The organism is Streptomyces sp. NPDC046821, from assembly GCF_040645335.1.
Lineage (GTDB): Bacteria > Actinomycetota > Actinomycetes > Streptomycetales > Streptomycetaceae > Streptomyces.
On record NZ_JBEYYB010000003.1, the window covers coordinates 218052 to 233595 of the forward strand.

Annotated in this window: 9 protein-coding genes, 3 pseudogenes and 1 riboswitch; of the genes and pseudogenes, 6 read left to right on the plus strand and 6 right to left on the minus strand. The window is 68.3% G+C overall.

Annotation, left to right across the window (positions count from 1 at the left end; translation table 11 throughout):
• Nucleotides 1-59: 59 nt before the first annotated feature.
• Nucleotides 60-1703 (minus strand): NRAMP family divalent metal transporter, encoded by a 1644-nt coding sequence (locus ABZ893_RS07540; protein WP_361398330.1) that lies wholly within the window; start codon nt 1701-1703, stop codon nt 60-62.
• 309 nt (nt 1704-2012) lie between these two features.
• Nucleotides 2013-2185: riboswitch (M-box (ykoK) riboswitch) on the minus strand.
• Nucleotides 2186-2435: 250 nt separating this feature from the next.
• On the opposite strand from ABZ893_RS07540, the gene ftsW reads away from it, so the two are divergent.
• Nucleotides 2436-3791, plus strand: coding sequence for a putative lipid II flippase FtsW (ftsW, locus tag ABZ893_RS07545; RefSeq protein ID WP_361398333.1), 1356 nt, complete (start codon nt 2436-2438; stop codon nt 3789-3791).
• A gap of 170 nt (nt 3792-3961) precedes the next feature.
• Nucleotides 3962-5074, plus strand: coding sequence for an ABC transporter substrate-binding protein (locus ABZ893_RS07550; protein ID WP_361398335.1), 1113 nt, complete (start codon nt 3962-3964; stop codon nt 5072-5074).
• A 207-nt stretch (nt 5075-5281) separates the two neighbouring features.
• On the opposite strand, the gene ABZ893_RS07555 is transcribed toward ABZ893_RS07550, so the two are convergent.
• Nucleotides 5282-7498: a S8 family serine peptidase gene (locus ABZ893_RS07555; RefSeq protein WP_361398338.1), complete on the minus strand. Its 2217-nt coding sequence runs from the start codon at nt 7496-7498 to the stop codon at nt 5282-5284.
• A gap of 79 nt (nt 7499-7577) precedes the next feature.
• The gene (locus tag ABZ893_RS07560; RefSeq protein ID WP_361398340.1) at nt 7578-7820 is read right to left on the minus strand and encodes a hypothetical protein; all 243 of its coding nucleotides are present in this window, start codon (nt 7818-7820) and stop codon (nt 7578-7580) included.
• A 169-nt stretch (nt 7821-7989) separates the two neighbouring features.
• On the opposite strand from ABZ893_RS07560, the pseudogene ABZ893_RS07565 reads away from it, so the two are divergent.
• Nucleotides 7990-8244 (plus strand): annotated as a pseudogene (locus tag ABZ893_RS07565) (DUF4037 domain-containing protein); the annotation flags it as partial.
• A gap of 72 nt (nt 8245-8316) precedes the next feature.
• Here the strand turns inward: ABZ893_RS07565 and ABZ893_RS07570 are convergent.
• Nucleotides 8317-8614: pseudogene (locus tag ABZ893_RS07570) on the minus strand (helix-turn-helix domain-containing protein); the annotation flags it as partial.
• Between the two features lie 83 nt (nt 8615-8697).
• Nucleotides 8698-9150 carry a VOC family protein gene (locus tag ABZ893_RS07575; protein ID WP_361398343.1) on the minus strand — a complete coding sequence of 151 codons (453 nt, stop codon included), beginning with the start codon at nt 9148-9150 and terminating at the stop codon, nt 8698-8700.
• 319 nt (nt 9151-9469) lie between these two features.
• Here ABZ893_RS07575 and ABZ893_RS07580 point away from each other — a divergent pair, with 319 nt between their 5' ends.
• On the plus strand, nt 9470-9790 hold the full coding sequence (locus tag ABZ893_RS07580) for a GYD domain-containing protein (protein WP_361398346.1): 321 nt from the start codon (nt 9470-9472) through the stop codon (nt 9788-9790).
• Nucleotides 9791-9926: 136 nt separating this feature from the next.
• Here ABZ893_RS07580 and ABZ893_RS07585 read toward each other — a convergent pair.
• Nucleotides 9927-11153 (minus strand): annotated as a pseudogene (locus ABZ893_RS07585) (IS701 family transposase).
• A gap of 542 nt (nt 11154-11695) precedes the next feature.
• Here ABZ893_RS07585 and ABZ893_RS07590 point away from each other — a divergent pair.
• Nucleotides 11696-12595 (plus strand): GNAT family N-acetyltransferase, encoded by a 900-nt coding sequence (locus ABZ893_RS07590; protein ID WP_361398348.1) that lies wholly within the window; start codon nt 11696-11698, stop codon nt 12593-12595.
• 1095 nt (nt 12596-13690) lie between these two features.
• A complete protein-coding gene (locus tag ABZ893_RS07595) occupies nt 13691-15442 on the plus strand; it encodes an alkaline phosphatase family protein (protein WP_361398351.1) in 1752 nt (583 codons plus the stop codon).
• Nucleotides 15443-15544 lie beyond the last annotated feature (102 nt).

Consider the following 15544-nt stretch of genomic DNA (forward strand, 5'->3'; position numbering starts at 1 on the left):
ACCCGCGAGCTGTCAGTTCCGCTCACGGGCCGGCGGTGTCTACGAGGGGACGGGTGCGTTCAGCGGTGGCCCAGGGCCACCTCCACGATCTTGATCACTACGAGGATCATCGCGATGAGCAGGTACGTGCGCAGGGCGCCCATGCCGATCTTGCGGGCCGTGGACATTGCGGGCTTCGTCAGACTCTGGAGCGGCGGCATCCGCCACGTGTCGCGGCCGGTGCGGTCGATGGGCGCTTCCTTGATGCCGCTGCGGCGGCGGGCGAACGCGTACCCGGCGGCGAGCACTCCGACGATGCCGCACGCGGCCATGATGTCGAGGATGGCGGTCGCGGACAGGTTGGGGAAGAGTACGGCGGCGGTCAGGATCACCGACAGGGCGACCAGTACACCGACCACCGCGGCGGTGAACGCGTTGGTCTTCGCACCGTTCACCCACGGGCCGAGAACCTGGCGGTCGTTGCACAGCAGAAGCAGGAACACCGACGCGGACGGCAGCAGGACACCCGCGAGGGTCTGCACGCCCTCGGTGAGCAGCCCCAGCGGCGAACCCGGGATCAGCACGATGACCGCGGCCGCCGCGACCACGCCCGCGTACACGGCGTAGAAGCCCTTGGCGCCGCCGACGCCGCGGTGCAGGGAGTGCTTCATGCCCAGGACGTCGCCGATGGCGTACGCGGTGGACAGGGAGACGGCGAAGGCGCCGATGATCGAGGCGTCGAGCAGCGCGATGGCGAACAGCACTCCGGCGAGCCTGCCCGCCTTCGCCTCGAGGCCGTGTGCGATGCCGGCCGTGTCCGTGAAGTTCCCGAACCCGTGGGTGCCGGCGAACGCGGCGGCGGTGAAGCCCGTCATGGCGGCCGCGCCGATGACGACCACGACGATGCCGATCCACAGGTCGGCCTTCTCGTACCGCATGAACCGGGGAGTGATCCGCTTGTCGATGACGTAGGACTGCTGGAAGAACAACTGCCAGGGCGCCACCGTGGTGCCGACGATGCCGATGATCAGCAGCATGACGGTGGACAACTGACCAGCCCCGCCAGGCATGTTCGGCACGACGAAGTCGCGGGCCATCTGCCCCGCCGCGGGGTGGATCATGAAGTAGACCGGCACCAGCAGCAGGGAGCCCGCGCACAGCGTCATCGCCACGCGCTCGAACCGGCGGAAGGAGCCGGTGAACGCCGACGCGACGATGACGACGGCGGCCAGGACCACCGCCGCGACCTTCGGCAGCCCCAGATATCCGGCGGCCAGGGTGATGCCGATGAACTCCGTCACCAGCGTGAGCGCGTTGAGCAGGAACAGGTCGATGACGGAGAACGCGCCCCAGAACTTCCCGAACCGCTCCAGGATGAGACGTGCGTGGCCGACCCCGGTGACGGCGCCGAGACGCAGCACCATCTCCTGATTCACGTACAGCACGGGGACCAGCAGCAGAAGTGTCCACAGCAGGTGGGTGCCGTAGTTCTGGCCGGCCTGCCCGTACGTGGCGAACGCGCCGGCGTCGTTGTCGCCGACCATCACGATCAGCCCGGGGCCGATGATCGCCAGCAGAGTCTTCAGCTTCGCCGAGAGCCCGGTGCGGGGTGCGGTGTCGTCGAGCTTGATGGTGCCGAGTGCGCCGCGGATGTCGCCGAGGTGCGCGTCGTCGAGTACCGCGGCACGCGGTGCGGCGGTGGTGGTGATGGTCGTGTCGGTCATGACGTCCCTCCCAAATCCCCATGGCGGGGCGGGTATTGGGGCATACGGTGGCCATCCCCCTGCGCGAGGGCGCAGGACGGCGTCCCGTCACGGCGCAAGGCCGCGCGGGGTGTGACGCGGACGGGAATCCGCGCAGGGGAGGTGGTTACCGCGTGCCGGAAGAATGCGAGGACAAGCGGGGGTGGGGCCGACTGTGGCCCGGACTACTGCAACTGCAGTCCATGTCTCTCGCCTCCTTCCGGCCGGGACGCCCACGAAGGCGTCGTCATCGACTCGGCAAGGAGCGGACCGGCCCACGCGAAGGTGACCGGCACACCCCAACTCGTCAGAGCTTTGGCACTCCACGGCGTAATCCCGCGAACGGGCAGCCACTTGGCCTCACCCCTTAAGCCGGGGAGAGGTGTCCTGACCCTGGGCGTCTCTCGACGTCGTGGGGTCAGTGGCCTGTGTCCGTGAAGACGCCTCACCGAACGAGGTGCCTCTTCAAACCTCTAAGAGTTTAGACCCGTGCCTGGCTCACGCTTGCGCAACCATGCAACTTCTTGTCGGGTTCTTAACCAGGTTCTTAATCAGGCCCCTAGCCGGGTTCTTGATCGGTCCAGGCGGTGCCCGGCCGTGATCGTCGACCGCTTCGAGTGTCTTGATGGTTGCCTATCTGCGCAACTCTTAAACTGCGGCCATGGAGAGGCGAGCGATCGGTGCCCAGGCGCCGCGACAACCCCTGGACGCCGTATGACCGGGCGGACGCGGGAGACGGAATTCAAGCTGCCCGGCACCGACGGCGGCAGCGGCACTGGCGGCGGCACCGGCACCGGGCCCCGTACCGGCAGCGGCGCAGGCCCCAGGGGAGGTGTGCCCGAGCTCGGGCACACCGCGCGGCGCGTCGCGTCCCAGGTCCGGCAGGCCTGGGACCGGCCGCTGACCGCGTACTACGTGGTGGCGGGGAGCGCGCTGCTGATCGCGGCGCTGGGGCTGGTGATGGTGTACTCCGCCTCCCAGATCCAGGCCCTGCGCTACGGGCTGCCGCCCACGTTCTACCTGCGCAAACAGGCGGCGGCCGCGGCGATAGGAGTCATCCTGCTCGTCTGCGCCGCCCGCATCCCGGTGCGGATGCACCGCTGGCTGGCCTATCCGATGCTCGCGGGGGCGTTGCTGCTGCTGGGCCTCGTGCAGGTGCCGGGGCTCGGGCGGACGGTCAACGGCAGTACCAACTGGCTGTCACTCGGCGGGCCGTTCATGGTGCAGCCCAGCGAGTTCGGCAAGGTCGCGTTCGTCGTGTGGGGCGCGGATCTGCTCGCCCGTAAGCAGCACCACCGCCTGCTCGGGCAGTGGAAGCACCTGCTGGTGCCGCTCGTGCCGGTGGCGCTGCTGTTGGTCGGGCTGGTGCTGCTGGGCGGGGACATGGGGACCGCGGTGATCCTCTGCGCGGTGATGTTCGGTGTGCTGTGGCTGGCGGGTGCGCCGCTGCGCCTGTTCGGCGGTGCGCTGGCAGGGACTGGGGTGCTGGCCGCCGTACTCATCACCACCAGCGCGCACCGCGTGTCACGGTTCGCCTGCCTGGGGGCGAGCGACCCCGGGCCGAACGACCAGTGCTGGCAAGTGGTGCACGGCCTCTACGCGCTGTCCACGGGCGGCCTCTTCGGCAACGGCATCGGCACGAGCGTCGAGAAGTGGGGTCAATTGCCCGAACCGCACACCGACTTCATCCTCGCCGTCACCGGGGAAGAACTCGGCCTTGTGGGCACGCTGACCGTGGTGGGCCTGTTCGCCGCGCTGTGCGCCGCCGGACTGCGGATCGCGGCCCACGCCTCGGAACCCTTCGTGCGGCTCGCGGCGGGAGGTGTCGTCACGTGGATCGCGGTACAGGCCTCGATCAACATCGGCGGTGTGCTCGGGCTGTTCCCGATCGCCGGAGTGCCCCTGCCGCTGTTCTCCTACGGCGGCAGCGCCTTCGTCACAGCCCTGTACGCGGTGGGGCTGCTGCTCGCCGCGGCCAGGAGCGAGCCGGCTGTACGTGTGGCGCTGGAGGCTCGGACAAAGGGGGGAGGCCGGTTCGGACTGGGGCGCCTGCGGGGGCGACGGGGTTGAGGCGAACAAATAATCGGTTGCCTATGGGTGATCGGCGTGGTTCCAATGGCCGCCATGATCACCCGGGCGCGCTCGCTGCGGCGAGACGAGATGCGCGCGACGAGCCGGCCGCGACCGGCGCGCGATCCGGGTGGACCGCTGCCGCATCGTCCTAGGGGAGACGCCACCCGATGAACACGTCACCATCGCCGTCAGGAACGGAGCACGAAGACGGGCCGTCCGTCCGCCTGGGCGTTCTCGCCCCGCTGACGCGGCCCGGCTGGGCCGGGGCGGGCCGACACCTGCTCGCAGGGCTCGAACTGTCCGTTCGCGAGGTCAACGACGCCGGTGGGATCGACGGCAGACCACTGGAGCTGCTGGTGCGCGACACCGCGGCCGATCCGGAGCGTGCCGCGACGGCCGTGGACGAACTGGCCGAACTGGGCGTGGCCGCCGTGGTGGGCGAGTACCACAGCGTCGTCGCCCGCGCCGCCGCCGCTCGGGCCGATGCCCTCGGTGTGCCGTTCCTCTGCTCGTCCGCGGTACTCGACGGGCTCACCGAGGAGCCGACGAAGTGGGTCGCGCGCCTGGCCCCGGCCCAGTCCCAGGGCTGGCGGATCTACGGGGACTTCCTCATCGGCGCGGGCCGGCAACGGATCGCCGTGGTGACCCAGCCCAGCGTCTACTGGGCGTCCGGGACCCGAGTCCTGCGCGACCATCTCGCTCCCCACGGCGGCACCGTCGTCGAACTCGACGCGAACGCGCTCACGCCCGAGGCCCTGTGCGACGCCCTCGCCGAGCACGGCGCGACGGCGCTCCTCCTCCTGGTCGGCCATCCGGAGCCGGCCGTACCGATCGTCCGCGCCGTCCGGGCCGACCACCGGCTCGCCGAGATCCTGATCGGAGCCCCGGCCGGACAGCCGGAATTCGCCGAATGGGCCGCGCTGCTGGGCGAGGACGGCGCCGGGATCCCGTTCCTGCGCTACCTGCCCGAGCGCCTCGGCCCGCTCGGTGAACGCGTCGGGAAGGAACTCCGCGAACGCCTCGGCGAAGCACCCTCCTTCGTCGCCTTCGAGGGCTGGGACACCGTCACCGTCCTTGCCGAAGCGCTGCGTTCCCACGGCACGGACCGGGCGGCCGTCGCCGATGCATGGCCGCGCGTGGAGGTCGAAGGCACCCGCGGGCCGATCCGGTTCTCCCGCACGGCGGGCATCAGCGTCTGGCAGTGGGCCTGGCCGCCGATCCAGGTCGTCGACCGTGACCCGGCGCAGCCCGATCGCATGAGGATCCTCCACACCGGCTGAGAGAGCGTTGGAGTGCAGGGCTGTGGGTGCCTGGAAGGGTAAAGGGAGACGAGCACGGCAACCTTGCGGATCTTGAAGCGTAGACACCTTCGTGATCCACACGTGCCGTGCTCGTCTGGGTTTCCCTCTCCCGGCCCGCCGTGATCAAAACGGGCGAAGCGGACTCTTCTCAGTAGTCAGAGCCGAGTTGGGTTGACGGCTCACGGCTTACTGCCCGTTGTTCGGCACCGCGTCCATGACGGTCAGCGTCACGCTGTTGTTCTTGTAGGACACCCGGAACAGGTAACCGCCCACGTTCAGGACCCGGTTCTCCGGCAGTGCGTGGAAGGCGCCCTTGATCGAGCTACCGCTCATGATCGTGAACGCGGTGCCCGGTGTCAGCTTGCCCCGCACGTCCAGGGCCAGCTCACCGTCGAGCACCAGGTTTCCCGCCGCCCGGACGCTCGTGTAGTCCCGGTCGCCGGAGATCGTGACGGCAACGCGACCCTGCTTGCCGATGGTCGCGTTCCCGCCGACGTTCAGGACATTGCCCGCGGCGCCGGAAGCACTGGTGATCTGCGCGGCCTCGTCGGCCGTGAGACCGGGCCGCAGCACGCCGCCGCCGACGTCGACGCTGCCCTGCACGGTGCCGCTGCCGCCGAGCGCTCCGCCGCGCACGTCGACACCGCTGGCGTGCGAGCCGACGACCGAGAGTGTGCCGTCGAGGACGGTGCTCGTCCCGTGCCAGGTGTCGCTGCCGGTGAGGAACAAGGTGCCGGCGCCACGCTTCGTGAGGCTGCCCTCGTAGGCGCGGGCCTCACGGGCCTGCTCGCGGCGGACCCCGATGGCGTAGTCCGACTTGTCGGCGTCGCTCGCGCCGGCCGGCAGGCCCTTGTTCCAGCCCTTGGCGGCCTTGGTCGCCGCCCAGGCGTCCGCCTCGGTGGCGTCCTCATGCCGGCGGGCCCGGATCGCGACGTCCGAGATGTCGTTCGACCACACGTCGTCGCGCCCCTGCGTGTCGACGACGAACGGCCCCAGGAACTGTCCCGGGCCGTTCATGGCCTCCCGCAGGCTGACCGTGCCCCAGCCGTTGCGGCTGTCCGGCACCTGCACGATCCGGCCGCCGGCGGGGTTCAGTACGGCGTTGCCCGCCGCGTCATTGATCGTGTTGTTCTGCCGCCCGGTGGTGAACATCGTGTAGAGCGCCTGCTCGTTGGTCATGTACGGGAAGCGCTGCATGATCAACGACAGTGCGGCCGCCGAGTGCGGGCCGGCCATCGACGTCCCCGAAGCACTGCCGTAACGGGGCTCCGGCACGCCGTCGACGACCGACACGGTCGTGCTGTTGATGCTGTTGGCCGGCGCCGTTACGCAGGACCACTTCGCCACGCCGCACTGGTTGAACGTCTGCTGGCCGGGGACCAGAACGGAGCCGTCAGGGTTGAACGTGCGCCCCAGGGTGGGGTTGATCCCCGACGTCGTGTACCAGCTGCCCTCCAGTTCGGGCATGAAGTACGGAGCCGCGCCTCGCGGCGACGGGTTCACGTAGCCGCTGTTACCGGCGGTGAACTGGATGACCGTGCCGGTACGCGCGGCCTCGATGGCACCGTTCAGCCAGCGGGCGCCGCTGCCGTTCGCGTCGACGACGCCGTCCGGAGTGGACCAGAGGCGCCATGCCGTGTTCAGGCCGAAGCCCGCCGGGCTGCCGGACGGCGTGTCATACGTGTTGTAGTTTTCCGTGTTGGGCTGGCTGCCCCAACTGCTGGTGATGATCCTGACGGGCTCGCCGTTCGCTGTCTTGGCGGAGTTCACGGCCCGGTAGACATTGCCGATGTAGGCGTCGTCCGGCGTCTGCTTGGCGGTCGCGTTCGGCGGCAGGAGACCGTAGAGCACGCCGTCCGTCCTGCCGGTGTTGCCCATGTACACGTTGCTGTTGAACGCGACGCCGTGCATGTTGGCATCCGGCCCGGCCGGTTGCGTCTCGCCGACGCCGTCGCGGCTCGCACCGATGGTCCCGGTGACGTGGGTGCCGTGACTGTCGTTGAACGCCGGGTCGTAGAACCCCGGCGTGGGGCCAGTCCGGCCGCCCTGGGCCTCCACCGAGAAGTAGCGGTCCCCGACCGTGTAGTTCGTGTCCAGGCTTCCGTGCTCCCTCACGTGCCCGGCGAAGACGCCCGAGTCGACGACGCCGATGTTCATCCCGGTGCCGGAGTAGCCTGCGGCGTAGGCGAATTCGGCTCCCATCGACGCCAGGCCGGCGTCCCGGTCGAACTCAGGGGTACGCCAGCTCGCCGCGTCGCCGAGCCGGCCGGGATCCCCCTCGTAGGTCTTGATCGGCGGTGGCACGGGCACCTGCCCCATCGCCGGCTGCGCGGCGATGCCGAGCACCACTATCGGTATCAGCGCTGTGATCAGCGCCGGTCTTACGCGTTTTGTGTGCGGCACTTCGACCCCTTCCAAGATCGATCGCGCCGGATGCTATTCCTCCTTCAGCAGGGGCTCAAGACCTCGGCGGTCACGTTAACTATCCATCGAGGTAGGTGAGTTGGTGGAGGCCGCGAGGCGTGACGGGTACGGGTGGGGGCGTAGGCAGCGCCGTCGTGCCGGCGTCGTGAGTGCCGGTGGGCAGCTCGCCGAAGTCGACCGCGAGCGTCATGAGCGGGCCATCGCCGCCGTGCTCGCCTTGATCGAGGACGAGGCCGCGATCATCCGTATCGGCGCCCAGGGCTACAAAAGGGTCACTGGGACGCAGATCTGTGAGCAGCACGGTGCATACGGCATGGCGCTAATCGGCATCGGCAGCTGCGCCGAAGCTCGCCTCCTCGACGTCCTCACGCACAGAGATCCCAGCCTGCGACGTGACTTCCCGCAGGGCGAGAGGCGTGTTGCCCCCGAACGAGCCAGCTTCGCCCGGCTGCTGGACACCGCGCGCACCCGAGGATGGCGACGAACTCGGCTCCGCCATCGTCGCCGCCCGCCTGGTCCGCGATCTGATGAGGCTCTGCCTGCTCATGGACCGCCGCTACCCGCCCTACAGCAAATGGATCGGCAGCGCCTTCGGCCGCACCTCACAGGCGCCCGCCCTCATCCCGGTCCTCACCGCGGCCCTCGCTTCCACCAACTGGCACACCCGCGAACATCACCTTGCCCGCGCCTACGCGGCCGTCGCGGCCGCGCACAACCAGCTCGGCCGCACCGGGGTGCAGGGGACGGTCGCTGGCTGCCACCTGGTCGGTGAGCCACCGCGTAGCCCCGGCTGCGGCGGCCGTCGCCACGACGAAGCCCTCGTCGTCACGGTTGAGCAGGCGGGGACGGCCTCCCGCTCACCGAGGGTCCAGACAGGCCAGTCCGATCTCGTTGAATCGGTGGATCACATCCCGGACGGTGTCCTCGTCGGCCTGCACCAGCTTCACGATCAACGGCACCCGGTTCCTGCCGGCGGAGAGAGCAGCATCATCGCCCGCCGTTGCGCACCGAACTGGTGCTGCCCCGGCACACGATCTGCTGCAGCTTCTGCCCCTCCTGGTCGGTCAGTCTGCACACCCGGACAGGCTCGGCCACCGCGCCTCCAGCGGTCGGATCGGACGTCACCGCACATCCAACCGCCGGTCCCACGAACCTGGCGAACCTATGCGGTCACAGCACTAGCTCGTACCGGCGGGCGGGTCGGCGTAGACGCCCTTCAACATGCCGGTGGCCTGCCCGACTTCGATGAGATAGCCGTCCGGGTCCCGCAAATAGCACCGCAGCTCGGCCTTGCGATCGATAGGTGGCGTGAGGAATTCGGCGCCCTTCGCAGTCCACTCCCGGTGACATGCCTCGATGTCGGCGACACGGAGGTTGAGGAAGCTGCTGACCGTGCTCGGGTCGGTGGGCGGGCGCAGGGTGACGTCTGGCTTGTCCGGGGTGGGGCCGCCGCCCGGGTTCATGATGATCCATCCGTTGCCGAGCTTGATGGTGCAGGGGTTCTCTTCGAGCACCACCTCACCGCCGAGAACGTCGGTGTAGAAGGCGCGAGATCGGGCTACGTCGGCCACCGTCAGAAAGTGAGTCAGGAGGAGCCCGGAATCTGGGGCAGGAAAACCATCACGGCGCATGCAAAGCCTCCAGGCGAATCGGATGACTCCTTCCATAGTGGTGGGTGGATGTCCGAGGGCACGGATGAACACGGCCGGAAGGGGCCGGCCGTGCTGGCCGCCGGGCCCTCCGCTGCCATCGAGCCCGTGCCGGCGGCCCGGGCGGGGCCGGTTGTCACCCCGCCATCAGCAGACAGAGCCACCACTGCGATTCATGATGCCGCGGTCAGCGGAAAGTTTAGGTTCTAACGAGTGAACGCAGCCGTTCCGCGCGTATTGGCCGATGTGGCAGCGGGAAATTCATTCGACACCGGACAAACGATGGGCAGGAAGCATCCGTATGCCGAAGTTCCTCATCCAGGCCACCTACACGCCCGAGGGCACCAAGGGGCTGCTCAAGGAAGGCGCGAGTGGCCGTCGCGCCGCCGTTGACCAGGTCGTCACCAACCTCGGCGGGCAGGTCGAGGCCATGTACTTCGCCTTCGGGGAGGACGACATCGTGCTTATCGTCGACTTCCCCGACCCGGCCTCCATGGCCGCCGTCAGCCTCACCGTCAAGGCCAGCGGAGCCCTCCACACCCGGGCCACCCCTCTCCTCACCCTCGACGAGATCGACGAGGCCGCCCGTCGGCAAGTCACCTTCCGTTCCCCCGGCAGGTGAGCCCGGGGCTCTGTCGCTCACAGCGAAAGCCACTGGCTCAACGATCCCGCGATGAGCTACGACATCTGCTTCGTGAGCCGCGACGAGGGGCAGTCCTGGGACAACGTCCTAGTACTCCAGCTGTAGATCGTGATCTTCATGTCTGGGCGGCTTGTCGCTGGTAGTGGCTGGCCCGGGATCGGGCCTGGTGGCGGCGTCGCCAGTGGGACCAGTCGAGCCGGTGAGCCGCGTCGTGGACGAGCCGGACGTCGAGCGCGATGAACAGGCGCTGGATCTCGTTGCAGGCGAGCGGTATCAGCCCCTCCGGCTTCGGGTGACGCGCGTGTTCGTCGGCGCGGACGACGGCGAGCAAGGCATGAGCGAGCATCGCGAGGGTGACCCAGCGGTGCCAGGACGCCCAGCGCCGGACCTGGTGTTCATCCAGTCCGGCCAGGCCCTTGCCGGACTGGAAGGTCTCCTCGACAGTCCATCGGCGTCCGGCGACCCGCGCCAGGGTGGACAGCGGCACCTGGGTGGCTGAGTAGCAGCGGTAGAAGGCGAGTTCGCCGGTTGCGGCGTACGAGCAGCTGGTGGTGGCCGGGGCGGTCGTCGGCGAGGTCGGCCAGGGCCCAGTCGTAGAAGCGGTGCCCCTTGGCTCCGGCTCCGGCGGAGAGTTTCTGCCAGGCCCTCTTCGGCAGCTTCTTGGCCAGGGCATCGGCGCGGAACGTGCCTGCCAGGGTGGTGATCTGGTGGTCACAGGCGACGGCGAGTACATAGCCGACCTGCCGTTGTTCCAGCGCGGTCCGCAAGTGCGGGTTGCCTCCGTAGACCTCATCACCGGCTACCCAGGACGCGCAGACGCCGGCGTCCAGTGCGCGGCCGATCATGCGGGCGGCGAGGGCGGTTTCGTGGCGAAGGCGACGCTGTCGGGGATTCCGGCGGCCCGGCAGCGGGCGGTGTCCTCGGTCCAGGAGCGCGGGAGATACAGCTCCCGGTCGATGGCCGCGTGTCCGAGCGGGGTGGAGTACGCGAGGTAGACGGCGACCTGGCTGTTCTCGATGCGTCCGGCGGTGCCGGTGTACTGGCGCTGCACGCCCACCGTGTGCGTGCCCTACTTCAGGTCGCCGGTCTCATCCACGACCAGCACCGCATCCTCGTGGTGCAGGTGCTCGACGACGAAGCTGCGGATGTCTTCACGTACCGCGTCCGCGTCCCACCTGGCCCGCGACAGCAGGTGCTGCAGACCGTGCGGGGTCGCGTCCCCGGCATTCTCGGCGAGCGTCCAGCAGTTCTTGCGCGGCAGATCCGACAACAACCCGAGCACGAACGGCCGTGCCCGGCGCCGTGGTTCCACCCGCGCGAACCGGCCCGCTATACGGCCCATCAGGACCTCGAACGCTTCCTGCCAGCGGGCAGGATCTATGCTGTGACCTGCGACCACCGACTGATCTTCTGTCTTCACACACCGATGATCACCGGTGGCCTCATTATCACTGGCTCGCACCGGGGCACGAGGTTCGACGCCCGGGCCACCTGCAAACCAGGTCCTGCCACTGAACCTGGACCGCCGAGCCGTGTCGTTCGCGGACTGACTCGGCCGGAAGTCCATTGATCTGCTGGCTGGTGAACGCTGGCGAAGCCCCGCTGGGTCGTGCATGGTCCGGGGAATCCGGTGCATGGCCTGGCGCTCGAACTCCACCGACACGGGAACGCTTGACCACATCAATCGCGGGTCAGGGCGTAAGGAAATCTGTGGCCAGCCCCACTGAAGATCACATACTGTGTGGCTTCACGCCCTGAGACGAACGGAAGGAGGCGAGTGCCGTGCAGTTCACACCTTTCCAGCGCTCCCTCTTCCGCTGTCCCGGCGTGGCACGTGAGTTCTGACCGGGAGCGCTCCAAGCAGCCTGTATCCCGGAGGAATCCATGACCGATCTGGTCATCCGCGCGCTCTCCGCGAGCGACGCTCATCTCTTCGACGCACTCCCCGACCCCCTGGGCGCCGGTGAAGGCCATCGGCGTACCCGGTTCCGCCCCGACTGGAAGCGCGTCGCCCTGCGCGACGGCGAGGTCGTCGCACGCGGTGCATGGTGGGGCGGCCCCGACGACTCGGAGCCCGCCAACATCAACTGGTTCGACGTGGCCGAAGGCGAGGAGGAGGCCGGGGCCGAACTCCTGCGCTCCGCTCCATGGCAGGTCGAACTCGAGATCAACCTGCCCGGCGGCTGGCGGGAAAAGACCGACCTGCGCGCCGCCGCCGGAGCGCGCTTCGCCGCCGCACGAGCCGCAGGGTACGAACTCCTGGTGGAACGCTTCCTGTACCGCTGGACCCCGGAGCAAGGTCTGCCCGAGCGCCCCGGACGCCTGCGCTTCAGCGCCGAACCCGACGACACCGTGTTCTTCGACGCGTTGCGCCGCATCCACTCCGCCACCCTGGACGCCCACGCGCTCAAAGCCATCGAGGAGGGCGACCTCGGCCAGGCCGCCCAGGAGGAACTCGACTTCTTCCACTGGTGCCCCTCCCCACGGGAGTGGTGGCAGATGGCGTACACGCCAGAGGGCGACCTGGCCGGCATCCACATCCCGGCCCACAACCCTTCCGGCCCGACCATCGGCTTCATCGGAGTCGTCCCGGAACAGCGCGGTCGCGGCTATGCCTACGACCTGCTCGCGGAGTGCACCCACCTCCTCGTCGAGCAGGGCGCGGAGTTCGTCAGCGGAGCAACGGACCAGGGCAACTTCCCCATGGCCGCGAACTTTGCCAAGGCCGGCTTCCCCGTCACCCGTGAACGCATCAACTTCCACCCGGCGGGCCAAGCGGCCTAGCGAGGAGTAGCACGCACTGAGGGGTCCGGTCCGAGGGCAGGTCCGGACCCCTTGTCAGCGACATTCGGGATCTGCGCTGTGGCCAGCGGCCACCATCTCGTCAGACCACGTACCTCACGGTGATCAACGGTGGACCCACTCAATCTCTCGGAACAGCCCCACCAGCAAGATCACGATCTACAGCTGGAGTACTAGAAGCCGCCGAAGCCGCGGCCGACGACAGCGAACCGATCCCCGCCCAGCTCCTCGAAGCGTGGCAACGAATAGTGCCGCAGGCCCGCGCGCTGCTCGGCGAGGTGGACATCACGGAGTCCGACCAGTTGGCGATCCCGCCCCTAGAAAACTCAGTCACATTAGTGACTTGGTACTTCATCTAGTCCACAGCGGTCACCGCTCGGGCTATCTCAATAAATTCATGCAATTTGTCGTTCATCCTCTCGGCCGTCGCGGTCCAGCCCGGAACCAGTGGTTGAGTCGGGTGCTCGCCTGCACGTGCCGCTCGAACTCGCGCATCTGCTCCGTTGCGAAAGTCCGCAGCTGCGAAGATGAGCTTCTGCGCCGCATCGGCAAGGAGAACTGGATGCAGCAGCTTATGAAGGGTGAACTGCCGCCAGAAGACGAGATTGCGAAGGCTGAGGGCTTCTTCACTGGGCCTGGGTCCATCGCAGCCGCAGCGCGGCGAACACGTGCCGGCACTGTGGGACCTAGCGGTCGCCCAACGCGCCGTCCAGGACGTCCGGTACCTCTCCGCCAGCTCTCGTCCATACACCGTTCTGCGATGTGCTGAACACCAACTCGGCGCAGGCGCTGGATGACATCACTTGACACAACCTTGGGCGACCTTGCACGGGCTTGACCGATCATTCATTCGTATGTTGTGCGGCCACGCTTCCGAAGCCTTGAGACGCGGCTAAATTCCCCAACATGTTCAGACAAGTTGTGCCCACTTCGATGTGGGTGGCTCGTCGTGTCCGGTCCAGCCTGGTCCTCGGGGCGGCGATTTCGCTCCTGGTGACCGGAGCCTCCCAGGCGATGTCCGCACCGCTCCCCTCAGCGTCAGCGCAGAGTTCGTCTGCCCAGTCGAGTACGACGTCCTTGTCTCTGGAGACTTCCACGGTCGTCCAGGGCGGAACGTTCACGGTCAACTACTCGGCGTCCGCAACCGATCTCAGCCCCTCGAACTGGGTCGGGATCTACCCGAAGGGCTCGAACAGCTACGCGGTCTGGCGATACACGCCGGACACCAACGGTTCGGTCACCTTCGACACCTACACGCTGGCCCCGGGCGCCTACGACGTCTACCTCTTCCACGCCAACGGCTACACCCACCTGGCCGGCCCCGTCGAGCTCACCGTCAAGCCCGCTCCGGCGCCGCAGCCTCCGACCGGCCCCCTACCCGAACCCGACACGGGCACCGGGCCGAACCTGATCGTCAACGGTGACGCCGAACAGGGTGGAGGAAGCCAGGTCGGCGTGGACACCAACACCGTCCCCGGCTGGAAGGCCTCCGGCTTGCTCAACGCCACCGCCTACGGCGCGAAGGGCGGCGAGGGCATCCACGACTACCCGACCCTGGCCGGCCCCGGCCCGAAGAACCGGGGCAAGAACTTCTTCTCCGGCGGTGGCGGCGGCGTCAGCACCGGCACCCAGACTGCCGACGTCTCGGACGCCGCAGAGCGCATTGACCGCGGAAACGTCACCTACAACCTCACCGGCTGGCTCGGCGGCACCGGAGCAATCACCGACAACGCCACCGTCACCAGCACCTTCCTGGACGCCCATGGCACCGCACTCGGATCAGCGACGCTGGGGCCGGTCACCCCCGAGACACGCAAGTACACCACCGAGCTTCTCCCCGAACAGGCCCTGGGCAAGCTCCCGGCCGGCACCCGTAAGGTCCGCACGGTGATGACCATCACCGGACCGCAGCCGTACGACCGCCTCGGCCACGGCCAGGGCTATGTCGACAACCTCTCGCTGAAGATCTCCGCACCAGTACCGGCCCCCCACCCGGCCACTCCGCCCAAGGCCCAGGTGCCCGGCTACGACCACGTCTTCTACGTCATGATGGAGAACCGGGACTACAGCGGCATCATCGGCAACAAGGCCGCCCCCTACATCAACAGCCTGGTTCCCAAGGCCGCCAATCTCACCGGCGCCATGGGCGAGGTACACCCCAGCGACCCCAACTACGTCGCCGCTGCCGGGGGCAGCCTGTTCGACGTCAACGGCAACACCCCGTTCTCCAGCACTGTCGACGCCCCGCACATCGGTGACCTGGTCACCAAACACGGCGGCGACTGGCGCGGCTACATGCAGAACGCCAACGGGCCGTGCGACACCGCCAGCCACGGCGCCTACAGCATCGACGACCAGCCCTGGTATTTCTTCAAGGACATCAAGGACAACCCCGCCAACTGCAAGACGCACTTGCTGCCGCTCACGCAGATGAGCACCGACCTGCAGAAGACGCAAACCACTCCGACGTTCTCCTGGCTCAGCGCCGACGACTGCTACGACATGGAAGGCTGCGGCACCACCGCCGGCGACACCTGGCTCTCCCAGACGCTGCCGACCATCTTCAACTCCCCGGCATGGAAGAACCAGCGCTCGCTGCTCATCCTCACCTGGGACGAGGACGCCGCCGACGGCCAGCAGCACCTCCAGAGCGTCCCCACCCTCGTTCTCGGCTCGCAGGGCGTCAAGGCAGGCAGCACCACCGCCGCCCGCTACACGCACTACAACATGCTGCGCACCATCGAAGCAGCCCTGCACCTGCCCAGCCTCACCAAGAACGACCTGTACGCCCAGCCCATCAACGACATCTGGGACCGTCCCGGGGACTGACGCCATCTGGCATCAGCGGCTGAACTGAACGTTTCCCTGTGGGCCCGACAGCAACCCGGACAGGGCCCACAGGGGCACCAGAGACTCACCCGACTCAGCCAC